At 68.1% G+C, this 22,590-nt stretch carries 17 protein-coding genes, 1 tRNA gene and 1 pseudogene; 7 read left to right on the top strand and 12 right to left on the bottom strand.

Features of this window, described 5'->3' with window-relative positions; all coding sequences use genetic code 11:
• Nucleotides 1-108 precede the first annotated feature (108 nt).
• From plsX to V5F66_RS22315, 4 genes and pseudogenes are all read left to right on the top strand, one after another.
• Entirely contained in the window at nt 109-1,179 is a 1,071-nt protein-coding gene (gene plsX, locus V5F66_RS04515; RefSeq protein ID WP_012116354.1) for a phosphate acyltransferase PlsX, read from the top strand.
• Nucleotides 1,176-2,150 carry a beta-ketoacyl-ACP synthase III gene (locus V5F66_RS04510; protein ID WP_012116355.1) on the top strand — a complete coding sequence of 325 codons (975 nt, stop codon included), beginning with the start codon at nt 1,176-1,178 and terminating at the stop codon, nt 2,148-2,150. Before plsX ends, V5F66_RS04510 begins: the two co-directional genes overlap by 4 nt.
• Nucleotides 2,151-2,356: 206 nt before the next feature.
• Nucleotides 2,357-2,674 (top strand): integration host factor subunit alpha, encoded by a 318-nt coding sequence (locus tag V5F66_RS04505; protein WP_012116356.1) that lies wholly within the window; start codon nt 2,357-2,359, stop codon nt 2,672-2,674.
• A gap of 165 nt (nt 2,675-2,839) precedes the next feature.
• Nucleotides 2,840-3,113: pseudogene (locus tag V5F66_RS22315) on the top strand (MerR family transcriptional regulator); the annotation flags it as partial.
• A gap of 2,180 nt (nt 3,114-5,293) precedes the next feature.
• Here V5F66_RS22315 and V5F66_RS04495 read toward each other — a convergent pair.
• Nucleotides 5,294-5,653 (bottom strand): septal ring lytic transglycosylase RlpA family protein, encoded by a 360-nt coding sequence (locus V5F66_RS04495; RefSeq protein ID WP_012116358.1) that lies wholly within the window; start codon nt 5,651-5,653, stop codon nt 5,294-5,296.
• A 263-nt stretch (nt 5,654-5,916) separates the two neighbouring features.
• On the opposite strand from V5F66_RS04495, the gene V5F66_RS04490 reads away from it, so the two are divergent.
• Together V5F66_RS04490 and V5F66_RS04485 are read left to right on the top strand one after the other, a co-directional pair.
• Nucleotides 5,917-5,994 (top strand) — tRNA-Pro (locus V5F66_RS04490).
• Nucleotides 5,995-6,506: 512 nt separating this feature from the next.
• On the top strand, nt 6,507-7,370 hold the full coding sequence (locus V5F66_RS04485) for an MBL fold metallo-hydrolase (protein ID WP_394093348.1): 864 nt from the start codon (nt 6,507-6,509) through the stop codon (nt 7,368-7,370).
• A 285-nt stretch (nt 7,371-7,655) separates the two neighbouring features.
• On the opposite strand, the gene V5F66_RS04480 is transcribed toward V5F66_RS04485, so the two are convergent.
• Nucleotides 7,656-8,123: an SAM-dependent methyltransferase gene (locus V5F66_RS04480; protein ID WP_394005754.1), complete on the bottom strand. Its 468-nt coding sequence runs from the start codon at nt 8,121-8,123 to the stop codon at nt 7,656-7,658.
• A gap of 81 nt (nt 8,124-8,204) precedes the next feature.
• Here V5F66_RS04480 and mazG point away from each other — a divergent pair, with 81 nt between their 5' ends.
• Complete coding sequence (gene mazG / locus V5F66_RS04475; RefSeq protein ID WP_394093347.1) at nt 8,205-9,041, top strand: nucleoside triphosphate pyrophosphohydrolase; 837 nt, start codon at nt 8,205-8,207, stop codon at nt 9,039-9,041.
• A 72-nt stretch (nt 9,042-9,113) separates the two neighbouring features.
• Here the strand turns inward: mazG and hflX are convergent, their stop codons facing one another.
• The 10 genes from hflX to dusB form a co-directional block, all read right to left on the bottom strand.
• Complete coding sequence (hflX, locus tag V5F66_RS04470) at nt 9,114-10,487, bottom strand: GTPase HflX (protein WP_394093561.1); 1,374 nt, start codon at nt 10,485-10,487, stop codon at nt 9,114-9,116.
• A gap of 171 nt (nt 10,488-10,658) precedes the next feature.
• Complete coding sequence (hfq, locus tag V5F66_RS04465) at nt 10,659-10,913, bottom strand: RNA chaperone Hfq (protein WP_041576100.1); 255 nt, start codon at nt 10,911-10,913, stop codon at nt 10,659-10,661.
• Between the two features lie 149 nt (nt 10,914-11,062).
• Nucleotides 11,063-11,920 (bottom strand): D-amino-acid transaminase, encoded by an 858-nt coding sequence (locus V5F66_RS04460; RefSeq protein ID WP_394093346.1) that lies wholly within the window; start codon nt 11,918-11,920, stop codon nt 11,063-11,065.
• 15 nt (nt 11,921-11,935) lie between these two features.
• A complete protein-coding gene (locus tag V5F66_RS04455) occupies nt 11,936-13,348 on the bottom strand; it encodes a hypothetical protein (protein ID WP_394093345.1) in 1,413 nt (470 codons plus the stop codon).
• Between the two features lie 65 nt (nt 13,349-13,413).
• Nucleotides 13,414-14,790 carry a Trk system potassium transporter TrkA gene (gene trkA, locus V5F66_RS04450; protein WP_012116366.1) on the bottom strand — a complete coding sequence of 459 codons (1,377 nt, stop codon included), beginning with the start codon at nt 14,788-14,790 and terminating at the stop codon, nt 13,414-13,416.
• Nucleotides 14,791-14,907: 117 nt separating this feature from the next.
• On the bottom strand, nt 14,908-16,275 hold the full coding sequence (gene ntrX, locus V5F66_RS04445; RefSeq protein ID WP_012116367.1) for a nitrogen assimilation response regulator NtrX: 1,368 nt from the start codon (nt 16,273-16,275) through the stop codon (nt 14,908-14,910).
• A 3-nt stretch (nt 16,276-16,278) separates the two neighbouring features.
• Nucleotides 16,279-18,516 (bottom strand): sensor histidine kinase NtrY-like, encoded by a 2,238-nt coding sequence (locus tag V5F66_RS04440; RefSeq protein WP_394093344.1) that lies wholly within the window; start codon nt 18,514-18,516, stop codon nt 16,279-16,281.
• A gap of 315 nt (nt 18,517-18,831) precedes the next feature.
• Entirely contained in the window at nt 18,832-20,274 is a 1,443-nt protein-coding gene (ntrC, locus tag V5F66_RS04435) for a nitrogen regulation protein NR(I) (protein ID WP_041577670.1), read from the bottom strand.
• A 7-nt stretch (nt 20,275-20,281) separates the two neighbouring features.
• On the bottom strand, nt 20,282-21,415 hold the full coding sequence (locus V5F66_RS04430) for a two-component system sensor histidine kinase NtrB (RefSeq protein ID WP_049776187.1): 1,134 nt from the start codon (nt 21,413-21,415) through the stop codon (nt 20,282-20,284).
• 32 nt (nt 21,416-21,447) lie between these two features.
• Entirely contained in the window at nt 21,448-22,485 is a 1,038-nt protein-coding gene (dusB, locus tag V5F66_RS04425; protein WP_394093343.1) for a tRNA dihydrouridine synthase DusB, read from the bottom strand.
• Between the last annotated feature and the right edge of the window lie 105 nt (nt 22,486-22,590).

Below are 22,590 nucleotides of genomic sequence, written 5' to 3'. Positions count from 1 at the left end.
GCTATTGTCCGCCCGCCGAAGCGCCGGCCGTGATGCGGGGAGGATCTTCACCCCCCAGGCGGCGCCGCCTTTGAACCCGCAAGAAAGCCCAAGGGACACCTGCCTGAAATGACCGCACCCGTCCGCATCGCCCTCGACGCCATGGGCGGCGACCATGGACCCGAGACGGTCCTTGCCGGGGCGGAAATCTCCCTCTGGCGCCATCCGGACACCTCTTTCGTCCTGTATGGCGACGAGGCGCGGGTGACCGAGGTGCTGAAAAGCCACCCCAAGCTCGCCGCCGTATCCCGCATCGTCCATACCGACGTGGTGGTGGGCATGGACGACAAGCCGAGCCAGGCCCTGCGCCGCGGCCGCTACAAATCCTCCATGTGGCGCGCCATCGACGCGGTGAAGCTGAAGGAAGCGGACGTGGCCGTCTCCGCCGGCAATACCGGCGCGCTGATGGCCATGGCCAATTTCAACCTGCGCACCATGCCGGGAATCAGCCGCCCGGCCATCGCCGCCATCTGGCCGACCCTGCGCGGGGAAAGCGTGGTGCTGGACGTGGGCGCCTCCATTGGCGCCACCGCCAAGAGCCTGGTGGAGATGGCCATCATGGGCTCGGCCATGGCCCGCGTCCTGTTCGACCTCGAGGCCCCGACCGTGGGGCTGCTCAATGTGGGCGTCGAGGAGATTAAGGGCGTCGAGGAGGTGAAGGAGGCCGCCCGCATTCTCCGCGAGGAGAATCTGGACGTGAATTATCGCGGGTTCGTCGAGGGCAACGACATCGGCGCCGGCACCGTGGACGTGGTGGTCACCGAGGGGTTTTCCGGCAACATCGCGCTGAAGACGGCGGAAGGCACGGCCAAGCAGCTCGGCTCCTACCTGCGCGCGGCCATGGGGCGGACGTGGCGGGCGCGAATCGGCTACCTGCTTGCCCGCGACGCCTTCCGTGTGCTGCGGGAGAAGATGGATCCGCGCCGGGCCAACGGCGGCGTGTTCCTGGGCCTCAACGGCATCGTCATCAAGAGCCACGGCGGGACCGACGCGGAGGGATTCGCCGCCGCCGTGGATCTCGCCTACGACATGGTGCGTAACGAGCTTCTCGCGCGTATTGAAAAGAGCCTCGTCGGCCGTCAGCCGCCGGACGTAGCAGCATGCCGGCCGCAGGCCGCAGGGGTGGAAGGCCAATCGTGAGCGGAATCAGGTCCGTCGCCCGGGGATCCGGGTCCTATCTCCCCGAGAGGGTGCTCTCGAACGACGATCTCGCGCGGCGCATCGACACGACCGACGACTGGATCGTGCAGCGCACCGGCATCCGCCAGCGCCATATCGCGGCCGAGGGCGAGTTCACCTCGCATCTCGCGCTGAAGGCGGCCGAGCGGGCGCTCGCCGACGCTGGCTTTGCCGCGCGCGACATTGACCTCATCATCCTCGCCACCGCCACGCCGGACCAGACTTTCCCCGCCACCTCGGTGACGGTGCAGGCGGAGCTGGGCATCACCCGCGGCGCCGCCTTCGACGTGCAGGCGGTGTGCTCCGGCTTCGTGTTCGCCCTCGCCACCGCCGATGCCTATCTGAAGACCGGCGCCTTCGACCGGGCGCTGGTGATCGGGGCGGAGACCTTTTCCCGCATCCTCGACTGGGAGGATCGCGGCACCTGCGTGCTGTTCGGCGACGGGGCAGGGGCCATGGTGCTGGAAGCGGTGCGGGAGGACGACGCCCACGGCGCCGGCCTTCTCACCTCGCACCTGCGCTCGGACGGGCGGCACCGCACCAAGCTGTTCGTGGACGGCGGCCCCTCCACCACGGGAACCGTGGGCCACCTGCGCATGGAGGGCCGCGAGGTGTTCAAGCATGCGGTGGGCATGATCACCGACGTGATCGAGGACGCCTTCGCCGCCACCGGCGAAAGCGCCGCGAGCATCGACTGGTTCGTGCCCCATCAGGCCAATCGCCGCATTATCGACGCCAGCGCGCTGAAGCTGGGCATCGCCCCCGAAAAGGTGGTGACCACGGTGGACCAGCACGGAAATACCTCAGCCGCCTCCATTCCGCTGGCCTTCGACCTTGCGGTCAGGGACGGGCGCATCAAGCGGGGCGATCTGGTGCTGCTGGAGGCCATGGGCGGAGGTTTCACCTGGGGATCGGCCCTCCTGCGCTGGTAATTGATTTAAGTCGTTGACCGACCTTGGCAAGCGCGGCTAGTTTGCGTCGCACATCCTTCGCCAGTACTGGGTCGCTTTACGGCGTGCGGCGATCTTTCCGTCACATTCCTGAAGTGTGCTCTGTTAAAATTGCCGAAGTTCTGCGATCCGCATCCTTCGAACGGGGCTTCGAGCGGTTCGCCATCTTTCTGGGGCCGGGGTGACAAATGGCTGGTCGGACCGTAACGCGGGCGGATCTGTGTGAGGCCGTCTATCAGCAGGTGGGGCTGTCTCGCACCGAATCCGCCCAGCTGGTGGAAATGGTTCTGAAGGAGATTGCCGACTGCCTGGCCCGCGGCGAGACGGTGAAACTGTCTTCCTTCGGCTCCTTCGTGGTGCGCGAGAAGGGCGAGCGGGTCGGCCGCAATCCCAAGACCGGCGAGGAAGTGCCGATCGAGCCGCGCCGCGTCATGGTTTTCAAGCCGTCCAGCATCCTCAAGCACCGCATCAACGGGACCGTCGGCGACGGCCTCGACGAGGACTGATCCCACCCAATGGGCAGGGGACGAGGACGACCCGTCCAAAGGGCGGGGGACAAGGCGCGACGCGCCGCCGCGCAGGGTGCCACCACAACTTCCCGCACGCCGCGTTCACCCGTATGATTCCGCCAGGACTTCGGGGCGATTCGGTCGATTGAGGCGGGAGACACGGTGGACGCGCGCGACACGGAGAAAGCTCCGGACGCCTTCCGGACCATCAGCGAGGTCGCCGACGACCTGGCCCTTCCGCAACACGTCCTGCGCTTCTGGGAGACCCGTTTCCCCCAGATCAAGCCCATCAAGCGGGCCGGCGGCCGGCGCTTCTACCGGCCGGAGGACGTGGACCTCCTGCGCGGCATCCGCCACCTGCTTTATACCGACGGCTTCACCATCAAGGGCGCGCAACGCATCCTGAAGGATCAGGGCGTGCGCTACGTGCAGGATCTCGGCATCGAGCGCGAGGTAGCGGTCATGCGCTCGGCCAAACCCGCGCGCGGCGAGGCCGGTGACGGCGTCACCTTCGGCGGCCTGCTCGGACTTCTGCCCCGCCGCCGGCCCAAGGCACAGGGTGGCAGGGCAGGGGAGGACGACGACCTCCTCCCCGAGTTGCCCGAAGCAGCCGAACTGCCCCTGCCTTTCCCTGATGCGGAGGCCGACCGCGATCTCGCGGACGAACCGCCCGAGCCCCCCATCGCCTTCCGGCCCGCTGGCCGGCACCGCGAGCGCGAGCCCCAACTTCGGGATGAGCGACGCGCCGCCGCGTTCGAGGCGCCGGGCCAGCGACGCGAGCCGACCCTGGGCGAGGACCTACCGCTTCCGCCCTCCGGCGGTCCACATGGGGCACGAGAGGGCGCGCCACCGCGAACGCGGGAGCGCGTGGAGCCCGTCCTCGCCCCTCAGCGGCCGAGCCGGGGCCCCGCCGCGCGCGTATCCCAGCGGGATGCCGAGGGCATGGCGGCACCGTCCCATCCGCCTGCTTTCGACGACCCGCTGCTGCCATTCCTCGACGACACGCCGGTGACGGTCTCCGCCGTGTCCGAGCCCATCGAGGCGCGCATCCAGCGCCTGCGCGCGCAGGAACGCCGTCCCATGCGCCCGCACGAGACACTGGAGGAGGTTGAGGGCCCCGGAGAGGACATCCAGCCGCACGAGCGCCGCGCGCCATCGCCGCTGGACCTCCCGCATGAGGAGGCGGCGACGATGCGTGCCGCCCCGCGCCGTTCTTCCGCACCCGCCGAGGCCCGGCGCCCGGCATGGGAGGACGAGGAGCGATTGGACGACGAGCGATTGGACGACGAGCCGTTCGACGACCCGTTTTCCCCCCATCCCCGCCGCAGCCCTCAATCCAAATCCTATGAGCATGATGGCAACCCGCCTGCGCTGGCGCCGCAACGGCGGGCCGCGGCGGCCGCACGCTCGGAGCCGCGGTTCCATGAGCCCGGGTTCCAGGAGCCGGCCCAAGAGCCGCGCCGGGAGGCGCGCCAGGATCCACGCCAGAGCCGGATCGTGCAGGATGGCGAATGGCGGCAGACCGATTGGGTGGAGGCCACATGGCACGGCGCAGCCGAGAACCCCGCCGGCCTGCCGGGGACCGAAGCCCGATCCGAAGAGGATGAGCCGCTTTATCGCCCCATCGAACGGCCGTCGCGCGCCCAGCAGCGCCATTCCGCCATGGCCGCCGATCCGGAGACCGAGATGATGAACGAGGAGCGGCGCCGCACCCCACTTTCGCCGCCCCGTGGTGAGTGGCGCGAGCCTTCCATGAGTGCAGCGCCGCCCATGAGCGCGCCGCCCATTGGCCCCTCGGCAGGTCGTGCGCCGATGGCCCATGCGCCTGCCGCAGGAGCATCGGCGGTGCCAGCGCACGCCCGGCCTCCGGCTGGTTGGGCTGACGAGGAGGTGCGGCGGGTGTGGGACGAAGGCTGGGGCGAGGGCGCACCGCAGTCCCTGCCGCGGGCAAGCCGGGTCGGGCCGCTCATCGGTCCGATCCAAGACGAGGATGACCCGAACTCGGGCGTGCTGCCCGAGTCGGAGCAGCGCCGCATCGCCGAGCGCATGTCCGGCCGGGCCGTCGCCCCCGATCCCTATGTGGCGCAGCGGCGTGGCCCGCCGCCCTGGAGCCGGGCCGAGGCGCCCGTAGACCTGCCCAATCCGTCCTTCCGCGACGGATCGGCGAGGGCGGAGGCGCCCGCCTATGCCCCTGAACCGGAGCCACCGGCTCAGAGGGTGCCGCGCGAGCCGCTGCGTTCAGGTCCGCCCGAGCAATATCTGCCGCCGCATCTGCGGTCGGAGCCACGGATGGCGGGCCAGCCGCCGATGGCCGCGCCTGTGCTCTCGCGCGATGACGTGCACCGCATGCAATCGGCGCTCTATGAGCTCGGCGAATGCCGGCGGCTGATGGAAGAGGTTCTGGCGCCCCGGGACACCGAGCGTCCGGGCGAGTGACAAGCATCCGCCGCGGCGGTGCTGTTTCCGCCGCGCGGTGCCTCGCCCGTTTGGCAAGGCGCAATCCGCGCGGCGGTCATGCCATCAATACACAAAGGCGACGAGGTCGCGCCGGAGAGTGCCTCCATCCAGACGCGCGGCCCCGTCAGGCCTGATTGGTCCTAAAATCCCTGCCGCGGGTCAGTCCATCACGGCGAGGGCAACGCGGGTGATGCCCGAGTTGGTGAAGCCGAGCTCCGAGGCGGCGGCGCGGGACACGTCGATCACCCGGCCGCGGACAAAGGGGCCGCGATCATTGATGCGCACGACGACAGTGCGTCCGTTGCGCAGATTTGTGACACGCACCTTGGTGCCGAAAGGCAGGGAGCGGTGCGCCGCCGTCATGGCGGAGGGGTTGAAGCGCTCGCCGCTCGCGGTGCTGCGGCCTTGCCAATAGTAAGAGGCGACGCCGGTGGAGGTGTCCGCTTTTGCGGTGTTCGAGACGGCCATTCCGGCCGAGAGGGACAGGGCGAAGCAGGACAGGACCACGCGTATCTTCATGCAATCAATCTTCCGTGTAGTTTCAGATGATTGCCGAATGGCGTCGCAATGGGGCGATAGCGTCCCAATTTGCCGGCGAAAAAGTGATGATTCGGGTATCGCGGACACAATCCCGCCGGAATTCGACGCGGGAAAGACAACCTCAAGCTGTAGCTTGGCCGGGAATTTCGGGCCGGCGGACAAGTCCCTGGGGAGAGCATGGGATACCTGCGCAAGGGGGCTTGCCCGCGCCGGATCGATGGTCTAAGCCTCCCATCCTCAGTCGGAGCGTAGCGCAGCCCGGTTAGCGCACTAGTCTGGGGGACTAGGGGTCGGAGGTTCAAATCCTCTCGCTCCGACCATTCAAACCCCGATCTTCCCCATCCAATCCCATCCTTGCCACGCCGCCGGCCCCCGGCGGCCGTGGCGTGCGCATTTGTTCGGTCGCGGATGGTGTCCTGCGCGGCAACGGGCGCCCACCTCACCCCCTCCACGCTCCACGCTCTTCTCCTTTTGCGCCCGCGTCAGGGCTCCGGCCGGGCCGGTGAGCACCGCTGGATTCAAAACGGAAGGCGGCACCGCATTGCCACTTATGACCGGCGGCTCACCTGAGAATGCAAGCGAATCGATACCGATAAGTGGCGCCAGAACCAGATACATTTGCCTTGGTGGTCGGATGAACTATCGCTATCGCAACCCCGTGAGTGCAGAGTTATCCGCCAAGTACCCCTTCTGGCTGGAAATGCTGATTTTCAGTGCCGCTGAATGATCTTTGGGCCCTCGGGTGTGACTCCGGGACGAATTTGGATCAGGCTGCGGGCCGATTCCGCCCTGATCCCTGACCCGAGCAGCAGACGCAGCGAGGTCGCCAGTCATGCCTTTGCCCAGCGAAACCGGCGCAAGCCTCACCTTCACCATCCTGGGATGCGGGTCGTCCGGCGGCGTGCCACGGGTGGGGCAGGGGTGGGGCGCCTGCGATCCCCTCAATCCCCGCAATCGCCGCCGCCGCTGCTCCATGCTCGTGGAGCGCGTCGGGCCGAACGGCAAAACCACTGTGCTCGTGGACACTTCGCCAGACTTGCGGGAGCAGCTCATCGGCGAGGGCGTGACCCATATCGACGCCGTGCTCTACACCCACGAGCACGCCGACCACACCCACGGCATAGACGACCTGCGCCCGCTCGCCATCCACAATCGCGCGCGGGTGGACATATATGCGGACGAAGATACCTCCCGCATGCTGCATCAGCGCTTCGGCTACTGCTTCTCCACGCCGCCCGGCAGCGCCTATCCGCCCATCCTTACCGAACATCGCTTCCGGGAGGGGCGGGAGATCGTGGTGGACGGGGCAGGCGGCATCATCAGCGCCCTGCCGTTCCGCCAGCGGCACGGCGACATCGATTCCTTCGGCTTCCGCTTCGGCGACGTGGCCTATTCCAGCGACGTCAACGGGATCTCGGAGAACAGCCTGGCCCATCTTCACAATCTGGATGTGTGGGTCATCGACGCCCTGCGCGAGACGCCCCATCCGTCGCACTTCACCCTTCAGGAGGCGCTGGACCATGTGGCGCTCATGAAGCCGAAGCGCACGATCCTCACGAACCTCCACACCGATCTCGACTATGCCGCGCTGGAAGCACGCCTGCCCGACGGCATCGTGCCGGCCTATGACGGCCTGAAATTCGAATCCCACAGCTGCTCGCACGCCGCATCCGCCGATACCGTTGCGAGCGGCTGACACGGCGGATAACCCGCGCCCCATGACCCTGATGTGGCGCCTCAAGCGATTCGCTCGATAGATTCAGATGCTGATGCAAAGCATTGTTTAAAAACGATATTTTTGTAAATATTCAGGAGCGCTGAAGGGTGTTCAGCTATGATGGCAGCGACCATCCGCCTTCGCCCTTCCCCGCCCGGGGCAACGGCGGCGTTCCATAATATCTCTTCTGCGATTCTTAGATTGAGGGTGAGAGCGACGGCCGAACCCTCTCTCATTCCCCGCCAGTCTTGGCCGGCTGTCGGCTCAGTCGTGCTGCACCTTGAGGTCGATGAGCGGCGTGCCGTCGAGGCAGTCGAGCCCGCGCACCTGCACCCGCAGGCCGTCCACGCCCACCAGCCGCACCACCGACGACGCGACGGGATTGGGCCGCACCGGCGAGCGCAGGGCGAAGGTGCCGCGGGTGTCGCCGTCATGCCGCGGGCTCTGGAGCACGAGGTCCCGCCGCGCCCGGTTCATCCAGTAGAGCACCTGCAGACGCGGACAGTCGGCGATGCCGGTCAGCGCCTCGGCCCAGCGCGGGTCGATCTCCAGCGTGCAGACGGGGCCCTCCTCCGGGTCGCCACGGCGGGGGCAGCTGCCGCGCTCGGTCCAGGGCGTACGGATGCGGCCGATGAAATAGAGCCCGGCGTCGAATCGCTCCGGCAGCGCCACGGCCTTTTCACCCGGCCGCATGTCATCATCGATAGGGCCGGCGGGCGCGATCTCGACCATGGTCTCTTCCTCTTCCTCGCTGGGCGGAGCATAGGACGGTCCAGCCTGCGGTAAAGATCGCACCCGAGCCTGGAGAACCTCATGGACCCCTCCCGCAACATCGCGCGCCTCATCGAGATCATGGCCGCCTTGCGCACGCCCGGAACCGGCTGCCCGTGGGACCTGGAACAGAGCTTCGCCACCATCGCGCCCTACACGCTGGAAGAAGCCTACGAGGTGGCCGACGCCATCGCCCGCGCCGACATGGGCGACTTGAGGGAAGAACTGGGCGACCTGCTGCTGCAGGTGGTCTTCCACGCCCGGATGGCGGAGGAGGACGGCGCATTCGATTTCGGCGGCGTGGTGGAAGCCATCACCACCAAGCTCATCCGCCGGCACCCCCATGTGTTCGGCACGGCGCGGGATCTGTCGCCGGAGGCGGTGAAGGGCCTGTGGGCCGAGATCAAGGCGCAGGAAAAACGCGAACTGGCCCAGGCGCGGGCGGCGACGGGTCTGCCGGTGGAGGAGGCGCAGCAGGGCGCCCTTGCCGGCGTCCCCCTGCCGCTCCCTGCCCTCACCCGCGCGCTGAAGCTTCAGGAAAAGGCGAGCCGCGTGGGCTTCGACTGGAACGATGCGCGCCAGGTGCTGGCCAAGATCCGCGAGGAAACGCAGGAAGTCGCCGAGGCGCTGGAAGACGGCGGCCTCGCCGCGATCCGGGACGAGATAGGTGACCTGCTGTTCGCCGTGGTGAACCTTGCCCGCCACGCCGGCGTGGACCCGGAGGACGCCTTGCGCGGCACCAACGACAAGTTCACCCGCCGCTTCGGCCATGTGGAGCACCGGCTCGCGGCCGCCGGCCGCCGCCCGGAGCAGGCGAGCCTGGATGAGATGGAAGCCCTCTGGCAGGAGGCGAAGCAGAAGGAGCGGGAAGGCGCGTGAGCGCGACGGCGTTCCAGCCCCTGCCCTGCCTCACTGAAACCGGCCGGCCAAAGGCGCGGCAGGCTGAGTTGCTCAGGTCGGATGCACGCGCCGTGCGCCGAAGCGGCGGGTGATCAGCCCAGCGCGATCGGGCGGAATGCGCAGGGCCACGTGGATGGCGCCATGCTCGTCCGTGGTGCGCTCCAGCACCTCGCCGTGGCGATAGAGCCAGCCGAGCCCCTCCCCGTCCTCCGCCGCCAGCGTCACCGAGACAGTCACCCGTCCAGCGGTGATGCGGCGCTCAATGAGGCCGAGCAGGTCGTCGGTCCCCTCCCCGGTCAGCGCGGAAACCGGCACCGGCGCTTCGGCGCCGCCACGGGCGGCCCGGTTTTCCACCTGCTCGCGTTCGTCCGGCGCCAGCCGGTCGATCTTGTTCCAGACCTCGATCACGCGCCCACCCGGCTGGGGATCGACGCCAAGATCCTCCAGCACGTCGGAAACGTCTGCGGCCTGGGCGTCGGTGTCCGGATGGGAGATGTCGCGCACGTGCAGGATGAGATCAGCCTCCAGCACCTCCTCCAGCGTGGCGCGGAAGGCGGCCACCAGCTGGGTCGGCAGCTCGGAGATGAAGCCCACCGTGTCGGAGAGGATGATGCGGGTGCCGTGGGGCAGGTCCACCGCCCGAAGCGTCGGATCGAGGGTGGCGAAGAGCAGGTCTTTCGCCATCACCTCCGCCCGGGTCAGGCGGTTGAACAAGGTGGACTTGCCGGCATTGGTGTAGCCCACCAGCGCGACGATGGGATAGGGCACGCGCTTGCGGCTGGCCCGGTGCAGGCCGCGGGTGCGCTTGACCTGCTCCAGCTCCTTCTCGATGCGCACGATGCGCTCGCCGATGAGCCGGCGGTCGGCCTCGATCTGGGTCTCACCGGGACCGCCAAGGAAGCCGAAGCCACCGCGCTGGCGCTCCAGATGGGTCCAGGAGCGCACCAGGCGCGAACGCTGGTAATTGAGGTGGGCCAGTTCCACCTGCAGCGCGCCTTCCTTGGTGCGGGCGCGCATGCCGAAGATTTCGAGAATCAGCGCCGTGCGGTCCACCACCTTGGCGGACCAAGCCTTTTCCAGGTTGCGCTGCTGCACCGGCGAGAGCGCCGCGTCGAAAAACACGAGGTCCACCGCCTCGGCACGCACCACGCCTTCCAGTTCCTCCACCTTCCCCGAGCCGAGGAAGGTGGCGGGGCGGATCTCCGACAGGGGAATGGTGGCGGAGTAGACCACGTCGAGGTCGATGGCGGCGGCAAGACCCACCGCCTCCTCCAGCCGCGACTGTGGGCTGCGCCGTTCCGGCGCGCCGCGGGTGGCACGTTTCGTCAGCGCCGGCGTGATGACGGCGCACCGCGTCGGCGGCGCACGGCGGTCAATGCCGCCGCGGCCCTCTTCCCGCGCAGGTGCAGATACGGAAACGTCCACCGGCAAGTCGCCGGAACCGCCGGAGGTCGCGGCATCGGCCACGCCCCCGCGGGTTTCGGCAGCACTCTGAGCTGAAACGCCCCGAGTGGTGGCGCCCCCTTTGGACCCCAGCTTGGACCCTGTCTTCAACGTCGTTCTGGACCCCTTGCCGGTGGCACGCTCCACGCTGCTTTAAGCCTTCTCGCCCACGTCGTCGGTGGGATCGAACAATTGCACCGGATGACCGGGCATAATGGTGGAAATCGCGTGCTTGTAAACAAGCTGGGAATGTCCGTCGCGACGCAAGAGTACGCAAAAATTATCGAACCAAGTGACAACGCCCTGCAACTTCACCCCGTTCACCAGGAAGATGGTGAGGGGCGTCTTGTTCTTGCGGACGTGATTGAGGAAGGTGTCTTGGAGATTTTGTGTCCGTTCCGCCGCCATTTTCGTATCCGTTTTTTTGGGCGTTAAGTCCGTCGCAGACGCACAAAAATAATGTGCTGCCGCCACGGGAGTTGGCCTCCTAGAATGGCACAGCTCCATGGCGGCGCAATATTATTTTGCCCCGCAACATGAGCGCGGCCGTGGATACCTCAGAAAATTTCGGAAAAATCGTGGAATTTCAAGCGTAAAGTGGTCGCCACGGGGCCGGGCTTGCCGTCCCCCACCGCATGGCCGTCGATGCGCACCACAGGCATTACCACCGTGGTGGCGGCGGTGATGAAGGCTTCGTCCGCGGCCAAAGCTTCCGCAACGATAAAGGGACGCTCCTCCACCGTGTAGCCGAGGGCGGCCGCCACCTCAAACACCACCGTGCGGGTGATTCCGCGCAGGATACCACTCTCCGCCGGGCGGGTGACGATGGTCTTGCCGCCCGTCACGATCCAGGCGTTGGTGGAGGCGCCCTCGGTGACGAAGCCCGCGCCGTCCACGAACCAGGCTTCCCGTGCGCCGGCCTCTTTCGCCTGCTGCTTGGCCAGCACATTGGGCAGCAGCGAGGTGGACTTGATGTCCACGCGCGGCCAGCGGTTCTCCGGCACGGTGATGACGGCGACGCCCTTGGCGGCCAGCGCCTCCTGCCCCTTGCGGTCGGACCGGCGCGCCGTCACCACCACCGCAGGCTTGGTGCCGGCCGGCGGGAAGGCATGGTCGCGCCGGGCTACGCCGCGTGTGATCTGGAGATAGACCAGCCCGTCGCGCACCCCGTTCCGGCGCACCACCTCCGCCAGCACGTTGGCGAGGGCGATCCGGCTCATGGGCGTGGGGATGAACAGCTCCCGCAGCGAACGCTCCAGCCGGTCGAGATGGCGCCGCTCGTCCACCAGATGGCCGTTGAGCACTTCGCAGACTTCATAGACGCCATCGGCGAACTGATAGCCGCGATCCTCCACATGCACGCTGGCATGGCGGTGCGGCAGGTAGCGGCCATTGACATAGGCGATGCGGGACATGGCAAAAACGCTTCTTCAGGTGCGCCAGAGAGCAAGGTGGATGACGACGAGGAGGCCGATCATCTCCAGCCGCCCCGCCACCATGCCGAGCCCGGCCACCACGACGGAGCCGGCGGGCAATGAGGACAGCGGCGGCCAGCCGGCGCCCCCGGCGTCATAGACCGGCCCGGTATTGGTCACCACCGCCGCCGCGGCGGCCAGAGCCGCATCGAGGCCCGGCAGGCCGGGGCTCAGCGCGATGGCGCAGATGCCGAACACCAAAGCAAGGCTCGCCGCGCCGGCCCAGATGCCCAGCATCACCGAGCCCACGCCGCCCTCATAGGCGGCCGGCTGCACGAGGTGCGGATAAACGAGGCGCATCAGGCCGCCCCGGGTATTGAGGAGAATGGCGCGCAGCCGCAGCATCTTCAGCCCGCCCGCCACCGACAGCGCCCCGCCGCCGAGCAGCACCACCAGGATGACGAGGCCCAGCGGCAGGCTCATATAGGTGCCCTCGCGCGGGCCGATGCCGCTGGTGGAGATGAGCGAGGCGGCCGAGAACAGGCCGTCGCGGATCGCCTCCAGCGTGGGCGCATCGGCCGAACGGTAGAGGATGGCGCCGAGCACGATGCCGAGCACCGCCCACCAGCCGAGGATGACGAGGCTTTCGGTCTGCTCCGGGGCGGCATTGATGCGCCGCGTCAGCAGCGCGCGATGCCAGCGCACGCTGGTGGCGCTCCACAGCAGGAACGGCAGCAGCAGCCATTTCGGACTTTCGTCCAGGGTCAGCGCCAGCTGGGCTTCCGGCGGCAGGTGCGCGCCGGCGGAGACCACTGCGGTGGCCAGCGTGAAGGCCACATAGGGGCTTTCCCGGCTCACCAGCAGCACGATCACGGCGAGCAGGGTGGCGCCCACATAGGCGGGGGCGATCTCGCGCAGCACCGCGGTAAGATCCACCACATCGAGGGTGGTGCCGCCGCGCGGGGTCCGGTCGGGCAGGCCGCCGAGCCCGGCAGGTGCGAGCACCGCCACCGCTGCGACGATGGTCAGCAGCCCGCCGGTCCATTGCAGCAGGGCGAGCCACACATAGAGGCTCGCCGGCCCCTGCCGCAGCGCTGTGGCCCCGGTGGTGGTGAAGGCGGACACCGCCTCGAGCCAGGCGGCCAGTGGCGGCAGGCCGGAGACGACGGCGACCGCCGGCGTGGCCGCCAGCGGCAGCAGCAGCCACAGGGCCGCCACCAGCCCCACGCCGCCCGCCCGGGTCAGACGCATGGGAGTGTCCTGGGTGGTGAAGCGCAGCAGCCCGGCGAGGAACAGGCAGAAGCCGCAGGTGGCAAGGAAGACCGGCACATGCCCCTCCCCGCCCCGCGCCGCGACCACGGCCGGCGGAAGCGCAAGGAGGCCGACGGCGAGGAGACCGGCGGCAAGTGGGCGAGCGGCGTTGACCATATGCGCCTTGCAAGCAGGAGAACTTGGCGACCAGGAGAACTGGGAAACGGAAAGGCCTTAGAGGATCAGAAGAATTCGAGCGCCACGCGGAACAGCTGTTCCACGCGCTTGATGCGATCGGCGAGGGCGAACAGCACCACCCGGTCGTGGGCCCGTACGACGAAATCGCCGCGCGGCAGCAGCACCTGTCCGTTCCGCACGATGGCGCCGATGCGCAGCCCCTCCAGAAGGTCGAGGTCCTTCAGCGGCTTGCCCACCAGCGGCGAGGTTTCCAGCGCTTCCGCCTCGATCATCTCGCCGGAGCCGTCGAGCAGCGCATGGACGCCGCGAATGCGCCCGCGCCGCACATGCTGGAGCACCTTGGAAACGGTGATCTGGCGCGGATTCACATGGGCGTCGATGCCCAGGCCCCGGGCGAAGGTGGCGTAGCCCTGCTCGTTCAGCAACGCCAGGATGCGCTTCGCGCCGATCTGCTTGGCCAGCAGGCAGGACAGGATGTTGATCCGGTCGTCATTGGTGAGCGAAATCATGGTGTCCGCCTCGCGCACGCCGGCCTCGTCGAGGATGGCGCGCTCCAGCGCGTCGCCGTTCAACACCACCGTGCGCGAGAGCACTTCGGCGATGGTCTGGGCGCGCTCGCGCGAGAATTCGATGAGCTTGACCCGCGCGGCCGCATTGCGCCGCTCCAGCTCGCTTGCCACGTAATAGCCGATGTTGCCGCCCCCGGCGATGACGATGCGCTGGCCCGGCACCTCGTCGTGCCCGAGCAGGGACAGGGCGCGCTGCACCTGGTCTGCCTGGGCGACGAAATAGACGATGTCGCCCACCGCCAGTTGGTCGTTGGAGCGCGGCACCAGCGTCTTGCCCTTCCGGCTCACGGCCACGATGGTGGCCGGCATGTCCGGGAACAGCTGGGTGAGCTGGCTGAGGGGGGTATCCACCACCGGGCAGTCCTCGCCGCACAGCACGCCCACCACCTGCACCGCCCCGTCGGAGAAGCTCACCGTATCGGTGGCCCCGGGCAGCGACAGGCGGCGCAGCACCATCTCGCCGACCTCGATCTCGGGGGAGATGATGACGTCGATGGGCAGCTGGTCGCGGGAGAACAGGTCGCGCCACTCCGGCGCGAGATAAGTCTGGGCGCGGATGCGGGCGACCTTGGTGGGCACGTTGAACAAGGCGTGTCCCACCTGGCAGGCCACCATGTTCACCTCGTCGTGGAGGGTCACCGCGATGAGCATGTCGGCGGCCTCGACCCCGGCGCGCGCCAGCACGTCCGGATGGGAGCCCTGCCCCACCACGCCGCGCACGTCCAACTGCTCGGTCACCATCTGGATGCGCCGTGGGCTCGTGTCGATGATGGACACGTCGTTCTGCTCACCGGCGAGGCGCTCGGCAATGCCGAACCCCACCTGGCCCGCGCCGCAGATCACGACCTTCATGAACCCTCCCCCGGCGCCCAGGCGAATCGCGACCTGAAAGATCGCGGCAAAACCGATCGCACCTTGAGCCTCAGCTCAGATGCAGCCCCTTTTTCGGGTATCCCGTCAACTGGTCCGTCAGCCTACCCCGAGAGCCTTAAGCTTTCGATGAAGGGCCGAGCGCTCCATGCCGACGAATTCCGCCGTCCGCGAGATGTTGCCGCCGAAGCGGTTGATCTGGGCGGCAAGGTATTCCCGCTCGAACACCTCGCGCGCCTCACGCAACGGCAGGCCCATGAGATGCTCGCCGCCATTGCCGTTGGGCAGGTTAGGCACCAGCGCGCCCACGTCCGGCGGCAGCATGGCGGCGGTGATGGTGGCTTCCAGGTCGCCACCCGCGAGAATCAGCAGCCGTTCCACGTTGTTGCGCAGCTGGCGCACGTTGCCCGGCCAGTCGTGGGACTGGAGCACCGCCATGGCATCCTCGCCGATGGGCCGGCGCGGCAGGCCGGTGGTCTGCGAGATGGTGTCGACGAAGAATTCCACCAGGTCCGGAATGTCGTCGCGCCGCTCGGACAGCGGCGGCACCCGGATCGGCACCACCGAGAGGCGGTGGTAGAGATCCTCGCGGAATCGGCCCTTGGCGATCTCCTCCTCCAGGTTGCGCCCGGTGGAGGAGATGATGCGCACGTCCACGCTGACCTTGTCGTTGGAGCCGATGCGCGAGAAGGTCTGCTCCACCAGCACGCGCAGCACCCGGTTCTGGGTCTCGCGCGGCATGTCGGAGATTTCATCGAGGAACAGCGTGCCACCGTGGGCCTCGTCCAGCGCCCCGCGCTTGGGCTCTCGCCCCTCCCCTTCCGCCACGCCGAACAGCTCGAATTCCAGCCGCTCCGGGGTGATGGCCGCAGAGTTCAGCACCACGAACGGCCCCTGGGCGCGGGTCGAGGTGGTGTGGATCAGCCGGGCCGTCAGCTCCTTGCCGGAGCCGGAAGGGCCGACGATGAGGATGCGACTGTTGGTGGGCCCGACCCGGTCGATGGTGGCCTTCAGCTGCTGGACGGCGCTGGAGCGGCCCACCAGCACATGGCCGTGGGGCGCCAACTGCTTCAGCTCCTTCAGCTCGCGCCTCAGGCGCAGCGTCTCCAGCGCGCGCTCGGCCACCATCACCAGGCGGTCGGCATTGAACGGCTTCTCGATGAAGTCGTAGGCGCCGCGCTTGATGGCCGCCACAGCGGTCTCGATGTTGCCGTGGCCGGAGATCATCACCACCGGCACCTCTGGGTGCTGGGCCTTGATCTCGTTCAGCAGCTCCAGCCCGTCGAGCCGCGAGCCCTGCAGCCAGATGTCCAGGAAGACCAGGTTAGGCCGCCGCGCCGAGATGGCCGCGAGGGCGCTGTCGGCGTCCCGGGCGGTGCGGGCGGCATAGCCCTCGTCCTCCAGGATGCCGGCCACCAGTTCGCAGATGTCGGCCTCATCGTCCACGATGAGAATGTCCATGGCCATGTGTCAGGCCCTCCCTGTTTCAGGGACCGGTTGCGCCCCGCCCGCGCCGGCCGGTGGTTGACCGTCTGCCCGCATCCGAAGCCGGATCCAGGCCCCCCGGCCCTCGGGGGAATCGTTGAGTTCGATGAAGCCGCCGTGCTCTTCCATGATTTTCCCCACGATGGCGAGGCCGAGCCCGGTGCCCTTCTCGCGGGTGGTCACATACGGCTCCAGCAGCCGGCTGCGCTTTTCCTTCGGCAGTCCGGCGCCATTGTCGATGACGTCGATGACGCGGTCCTCGCCCTCCGCAACGACGCGCACGCGGATGAGGCCCTTGCCGCGCTCGGCCTCAGGCACCCCCTCGATGGCCTCGGCGGCGTTCTTGAGGATGTTGGTGAGCGCCTGGGAGATCAGGCGCCGGTCGAACCGCGCCGGCATGGAGGGCGGCAGCTCGGTCTCGAAGGTCACGTCAGGATGGCCGACGCGCATGAGGAACACGCCCTGGCGCACGGTCTCGGCAAGGTCCTGCGCATCTACCACGGGCTTGGGCATGCGGGCGAAGGAGGAGAACTCGTCCACCATCCGGCCGATGTCGCCGACCTGACGGATGATGGTGTCGGTGCACTGGTCGAACACGTCGCGATCCTGGGTGATGTGGCGCCCGTACTTGCGCTTCAGCCGCTCGGCGGAGAGCTGGATGGGGGTCAGCGGGTTCTTGATCTCGTGGGCGATGCGCCGGGCCACGTCAGCCCAGGCGGAGGTGCGCTGGGCCGAGACCAGGGCGGTGATGTCGTCCAGCGTCACCACCCAGCCGTGATCCTCGGCCGTGGACTGCTCGGTGGTGACCCGGACGGCGAAAATCCGTTCCCGGCCGTCCCGCTGGATGGTGATGTTGCCCTGGACCGCGCGCTGGCCCGCGCCCATGGCCTCGGCCACCAGGGCGTCGGTTTCCGGCACCACATCCGCGAGCTTGCGGCCGAGCGCCTCGTCCTCGCTCAGGCCCAGGAGCTTCTCGGCGGAGCGGTTGAGGATGGTGACCTGCGCCTCGGCATCGATGCCGATGACGCCCGCGCCGACGCCGGAGAGCACCGCCTCGGTGAAGCGGCGACGGCTGTCCATCTGGTCGCGCGCCGTCACCAACGCGTTGCGCTGGGTCTTCAGCTCGACCGTCATCTTGTTGAAGGTTTCGCCCAGGGTCGCGAGGTCGCCCTCGGCCCGGTTGACCGGCACCTGCACTTCCAGATTGCCCGCCGCCACCCGTCCCGCCGCCCACATGAGCCGCCGGATGGGCGATACCAGCCATTTGGAGAAGTTGATCCCGAGCCAGACCGCCGACAGCAGCACGATGAGCGTGACGATGGAATACATCAGCGCAAAGGCGAGCTGCACGTTGAAGCGCCGCTCCTCCAGCGCCCGGTAATCGGCAAGGGTGTCCTGCGTCACCTTGAGAAAGCCGATGACCCGCGGGTCGACGGGCCGCGCCACGTAAAGGAACAGGTCGTCGAATCCCGCGATCGGCGCCACCGCGCCCACGAAGTCCGCGTCCGACGGCAGATAGATGATGGGCTGCTCGGTGGAAGCCTCGGCGATGGCGATGTTGGAGGGGACGATATATTCGCGGTCCGTCCGCAGGTTCGCCCGCTCCACCACCGAGAGGTCGCGCCGGACGATCTGTGCGCCCGGCACGTTGCGCAGCGCCGCCTGGGCGGTGAGGATCTGCCGGAACTTCTCGATATCCGTGTCGTAGAGCTGCTTCATCCGCGACAGGTCATTGCTCATGGCGAGCACGTCGCCGCGGATGGAGAGCGCGTGCTCGCGCACATAGGTCTGCGCCACCGAAGCGGCGGTGCCGACGATCTCCCGGGTCCGGCCGGAGAAGTAACGATCTAGGCTGCGGTCGAGGGTGAGGCTGGCCACCAGCGCCACCACGATGGCCGGCACCACCGCCACGCCCGCGAACAGGCCGACGATGCGCACATGCAGCCGCGAGGCGGCCCGCCCGCGCGCCCGTGCCCGCAGGATTCGCCACACCTCCCGGCCGATGATGGCCAGCAGGATGAGCACCGCGATGCCCGATGCGGTGAGCACGCCCACCACCACCTGCGGCGTCGGCACGATGGAGGTGAGGCCCATCAAGATCAGGAAGGTGGCGACCGCCAGCACCAGCGACAGGACCACAACGATGGGCGCGAACAGGCGGGCGGCGATGCCGCGACGGGGCACAACGCCTTCCACTGCGTCCTTGACCGGCGCGTCCGTCATCCTTGCCACAGTCCCCCAGGCTTCCGCCCCTGTCGCGAGCCGAGTCACGCGACGGGGGTGATGCAGTGGAACGACACTGGTGCAAAAATGTGACAGAGGACCTAACGCGGCCCGAATTCGTGCACCCGATGCTGGGAGTGGGTAGCGGGGTCCATTTTACCGGGCGTTGTGCACAGGGCGCCGGGCCCTCGTGGGGCTCGGGCCTAAGGCGAGGCGCGGCGAAGCGACGCCAAGCGCGATTCGAAAAACACCGGAAGGCGGCCAAAGCCGCCCTCCCGCTCCTAGCGGGATATCCGAATCATCTGGAGGTCCGAATCATCTGGACGTGCGGATGACCTGGATATCGAGATCCCGGATCTTCTTGCGCAGGGTGTTGCGGTTCAGCCCCAGAAGCTCCGCGGCCTTGATCTGGTTACCGCGCGTAGCCGCCAGCGCCGCCGAAAGCAGAGGGTATTCCACGTCCTTCAGGATGCGGTGATAGAGGCCCGGGGGCGGCAAGTCCTCGCCGAAGCCCGAGAAATAGGTGTTGAGGTGACGCTCCACCGAGGCCGCCAGCGTCGCATCCACCGGGCCCTCCTCCGAGAGGGCGCTCGGCATGGGCTCTGACAGCTCCGCCTCGATGATGGCGGGGGTAATCACTTCCTGCGGATAGAGCGCCGCGAGGCGCCGCACCAGGTTCTCCAGCTCGCGCACGTTGCCGGGCCAGCGGTAGCGCTTCAGCCGGTCGAGGGCGGCGGTGTCGATCTGCTTGGCCGGCAGGCCCTCCCGCTCCGCCTGGAGGAAGAAGTGGCGCACCAGGTCCGGCACATCTTCCGAGCGCTCGCGCAACGGCGGCAGGCGCAGAGGCACCACGTTCAGGCGGAAGAACAGGTCCTCGCGGAACAGGCCCTGCTGGATCAGGGTGCGCAAATCCTTGTTGGTGGCGGCGATGATGCGCACGTCGGTCTTGATGGGCGTACGCCCGCCGACGGTGGTGTATTCACCCTGCTGGAGCACGCGCAGCAGGCGGGTCTGCGCCTCCATAGGCATGTCGCCGATCTCGTCGAGGAAGAGCGTGCCGCCCTCCGCCTGCTCGAAACGGCCGGGATTGCGCGTGGTGGCGCCGGTGAACGAGCCCTTCTCGTGGCCGAACAGCTCCGATTCGATGAGGTCGCGCGGGATCGCCGCCATGTTGATGGCAACGAACGGCCCGGTGCGGCGCTTGCCGTAATCATGGAGCGCACGGGCCACCAGCTCCTTGCCGGTGCCGCTCTCGCCCGCGATCATCACGGTGAGGTCGGTCTGCATCAGCCGGGCGAGGAGGCGATAGATCTCCTGCATGGCGGGCGAGCGGCCCACCAGCGGGATATTGTCCTGCTCCTCGTGGGAATGGTGGTGGCCATCGCCCTTCTTCGGCTCGGCCAGGGCGCGGCCGACGATGGAGATCAGCTCCTTCAGGTCGAACGGCTTGGGCAGATATTCATAGGCCCCGCGCTCGGAAGCGCGGATGGCGGTCATGAAGGTGTTCTGCGCGCTCATGACGATGACCGGCAGGTCCGGCCGCGCCTTCTTGATGCGCGGCAGGAGATCGAAGGCGTTCTCGTCCGGCATCACCACATCGGTGATGACGAGGTCGCCATCGCCCTGGCTCACCCAGCGCCAGAGTGTGGCGGCGTTGCCGCAGGACCGCACCTCGTAGCCGGCGCGCGACAGCGCCTGGTTGAGCACGGTGCGGATCGCGGCGTCGTCGTCGGCGACCAGGATGCTTCCGGTAGGCATCGACACCTCAGTTATCCTCTTGAGCCGTGCTCTTGCCGCGATACATGGGCAGGAGCACGCGGAAGGTTGTACGGCGGGGCTGACTGTCGCATTCGACGATGCCGCCGTGGTCGCCGATGATCTTCGCTACCAAAGCAAGACCGAGGCCACTGCCCGTGGGCTTGGTGGTGACGAACGGGTCGAACAGGTGGGGAATGAGGTCGTCCGGCACGCCCTTGCCGTTGTCGCGGACGCAGAATTCCAGAGGCAGGCTCACCCGCGTGGAGGCGCCGGGAACCGTCAGGCGCACGCCCGGCCGGAACGCCGTGGTGAGCTGGATCTCGCCGTCCTGGTCGCTGTCGATGGCCTCGGCCGCGTTCTTCACCAGGTTCAGGAAAACCTGGATCAGCTGGTCGCGATTGGCGAGCACCGGCGGCAACGAGGGGTCGTATTCCTCCACGATGCGGATATGCCGTGCGAACCCCGACGCGGCGAGGGTACGCACATGCTCCAGCACCGCGTGGATGTTCACCGGCTCGCGCTCCACCGGGCGCTCGTCGGAGAACACCTCCATGCGGTCCACCAGCTTCACGATGCGGTCGGCTTCCTCGCAGATGAGGCGGGTCAGAGCGCGGTCGTCGTCGTCCGCCGACTGCTCCAGCAGTTGCGCCGCGCCACGGATGCCGGAGAGCGGGTTCTTGATCTCGTGGGCCAGCATGGAGGCCAGCGCGCTCACCGAGCGGGCGGCGCCGCGATGGGTCAGCTGGCGGTCCATCTTGTCGGCGATGGTGCGCTCCTGAAGCATCACCACCACCTGGTCGGGATGCTCCGACACCGGCGCCACGTGAATGTCCACGATGCGCTCGCCGCCGTTGCGGGGGGTGCCGAGATCCACGCGATATTCGTTCACCGGCGCGCCGCGCTGGCGCACCTGCTCGATAAGGCCGAGCAGCGGGGTCCCGAACGGCACGAGGTCGGCCAGGGGCCGGCGGCGCAGCAGCGGCGCGCTGACCTCGAAGAAGGCCTCGGCCGCCACGTTCGCCTCCGCCACATGCCCGTTGCTGGCAATGGTGAAGACAGGGTGCGGAACGGCGTCCAGGATGGCGCGGGGCATCCCCTGATCCTTGCCGATCTCCTGCTCAGCCTTGCGCTTTTGATCCATCTTCCGTGTGTCTTGCTTTCTGGCTTCGGCCGTCATGCCGCGGCCCTCCACATGATGTCGTCGAAGGCGGCACCGATGCCGGCCTTCACCTGGGCGGGGTTCTCCAATACGAGGAGACGCTTGCGCCAGCCCGCCACGATGCCGGCCCGCGCCGCGCCGGTGCCGCCGGCGGCCGCGTCCAGCGCCCAGCCCACGTGCTTGCGCGCCTGCCTCACCCCCAACGCCCGGCCATAAAGCTCGAGCCAGCCCTCATAAAGCTCCAGCAAAACCGCGCGCTGCTCGTCCAGGTCCGGATCGGCGGTGTCATGCTGACCGGCGATGGCACGGGCCACCCGGCCGGGAAACCACGGCCGGCCCTGCGCCCCGCGCCCGATCATCACCCCATCCGCCCCGGAGGCGTCGAGGATGGCGGGGCCGTCCGACGGCGCCACCACGTCGCCATTGGCGATCACCGGGATGGAGACGGCGTCCTTCACTGCGCGGATGGCCGCCCAGTCGGCGCGGCCGGTATAGAACTGGCAGCGGGTGCGGCCATGGATGGTGACCATGGCAAGGCCGCTTTCTTGCGCCATGCGCGCCAGATCCACTGCCGTGGAAGCCGTATCGTCCCAGCCCAGCCGGGTCTTCACCGTGACCGGGATCGAGACCGCGCCGCGAACGGCCTCCAGAATCGCTTGGGCCAGCGGCAGGTCGCGCAGCAGGGCGGCGCCGGCCGCTCCGGTGGTGACGCGCTTGGCCGGGCAGCCCATGTTGATATCGATGATGCCCGCCCCCGCCGCCTCGGCCACGCGGGCAGCCTCGCCCATCAGGTACGGGTCATTGCCGGCGATCTGCACGGCGTGGAGCGGCACGCCCTCCCCCTCCGCGCGAAGTACCATCTCGGGATGGCCTTCCAGCAGCGCTTCGCTCGCCACCATTTCTGATATGACGAGGCCGGCTCCGTAACGAACAGCCATCCGCCGCACCGGTGCATCCGTGATTCCCGCCATGGGGGCGAGGATCACCGCATTGGGCAGCGCGTGGAAGCCGATCCGCAACGCCGGAATGGAAAATGCGACAGTCTCTTGCACAGAAATTAGGCCACCTCGCTTCTGCCTACATCTTAGACAAGTGCGCGACACAAGCAAGGGCAGTCTGCGTGGAAGTGCAGCGCAGCAGAATTTACCCCATCGCCG

This window comes from Xanthobacter versatilis, assembly GCF_043193975.1.
GTDB lineage: Bacteria > Pseudomonadota > Alphaproteobacteria > Rhizobiales > Xanthobacteraceae > Xanthobacter > Xanthobacter autotrophicus_E.
This window is presented reverse-complemented; position numbering and strand designations above follow the sequence as displayed.

What these genes read in the sequence shown, in the direction of transcription:
- mazG (WP_394093347.1), top strand. Translation starts at nt 8,205, where the DNA reads ATGGACCCCTCCCGCAACATCGCGCGCCTCATCGAGATCATGGCCGCC.
- plsX (WP_012116354.1), top strand. Translation starts at nt 109, where the DNA reads ATGACCGCACCCGTCCGCATCGCCCTCGACGCCATGGGCGGCGACCAT.
- V5F66_RS04480 (WP_394005754.1), bottom strand. Translation starts at nt 8,123, where the DNA reads ATGGTCGAGATCGCGCCCGCCGGCCCTATCGATGATGACATGCGGCCG.
- trkA (WP_012116366.1), bottom strand. Translation starts at nt 14,790, where the DNA reads ATGAAGGTCGTGATCTGCGGCGCGGGCCAGGTGGGGTTCGGCATTGCC.
- V5F66_RS04460 (WP_394093346.1), bottom strand. Translation starts at nt 11,920, where the DNA reads ATGTCCCGCATCGCCTATGTCAATGGCCGCTACCTGCCGCACCGCCAT.
- V5F66_RS04485 (WP_394093348.1), top strand. Translation starts at nt 6,507, where the DNA reads ATGCCTTTGCCCAGCGAAACCGGCGCAAGCCTCACCTTCACCATCCTG.
- V5F66_RS04495 (WP_012116358.1), bottom strand. Translation starts at nt 5,653, where the DNA reads ATGAAGATACGCGTGGTCCTGTCCTGCTTCGCCCTGTCCCTCTCGGCC.
- V5F66_RS04505 (WP_012116356.1), top strand. Translation starts at nt 2,357, where the DNA reads ATGGCTGGTCGGACCGTAACGCGGGCGGATCTGTGTGAGGCCGTCTAT.
- V5F66_RS04440 (WP_394093344.1), bottom strand. Translation starts at nt 18,516, where the DNA reads ATGACGGACGCGCCGGTCAAGGACGCAGTGGAAGGCGTTGTGCCCCGT.
- hfq (WP_041576100.1), bottom strand. Translation starts at nt 10,913, where the DNA reads ATGGCGGCGGAACGGACACAAAATCTCCAAGACACCTTCCTCAATCAC.
- V5F66_RS04455 (WP_394093345.1), bottom strand. Translation starts at nt 13,348, where the DNA reads ATGGTCAACGCCGCTCGCCCACTTGCCGCCGGTCTCCTCGCCGTCGGC.
- ntrX (WP_012116367.1), bottom strand. Translation starts at nt 16,275, where the DNA reads ATGGCCATGGACATTCTCATCGTGGACGATGAGGCCGACATCTGCGAA.
- ntrC (WP_041577670.1), bottom strand. Translation starts at nt 20,274, where the DNA reads ATGCCTACCGGAAGCATCCTGGTCGCCGACGACGACGCCGCGATCCGC.
- V5F66_RS04430 (WP_049776187.1), bottom strand. Translation starts at nt 21,415, where the DNA reads ATGGATCAAAAGCGCAAGGCTGAGCAGGAGATCGGCAAGGATCAGGGG.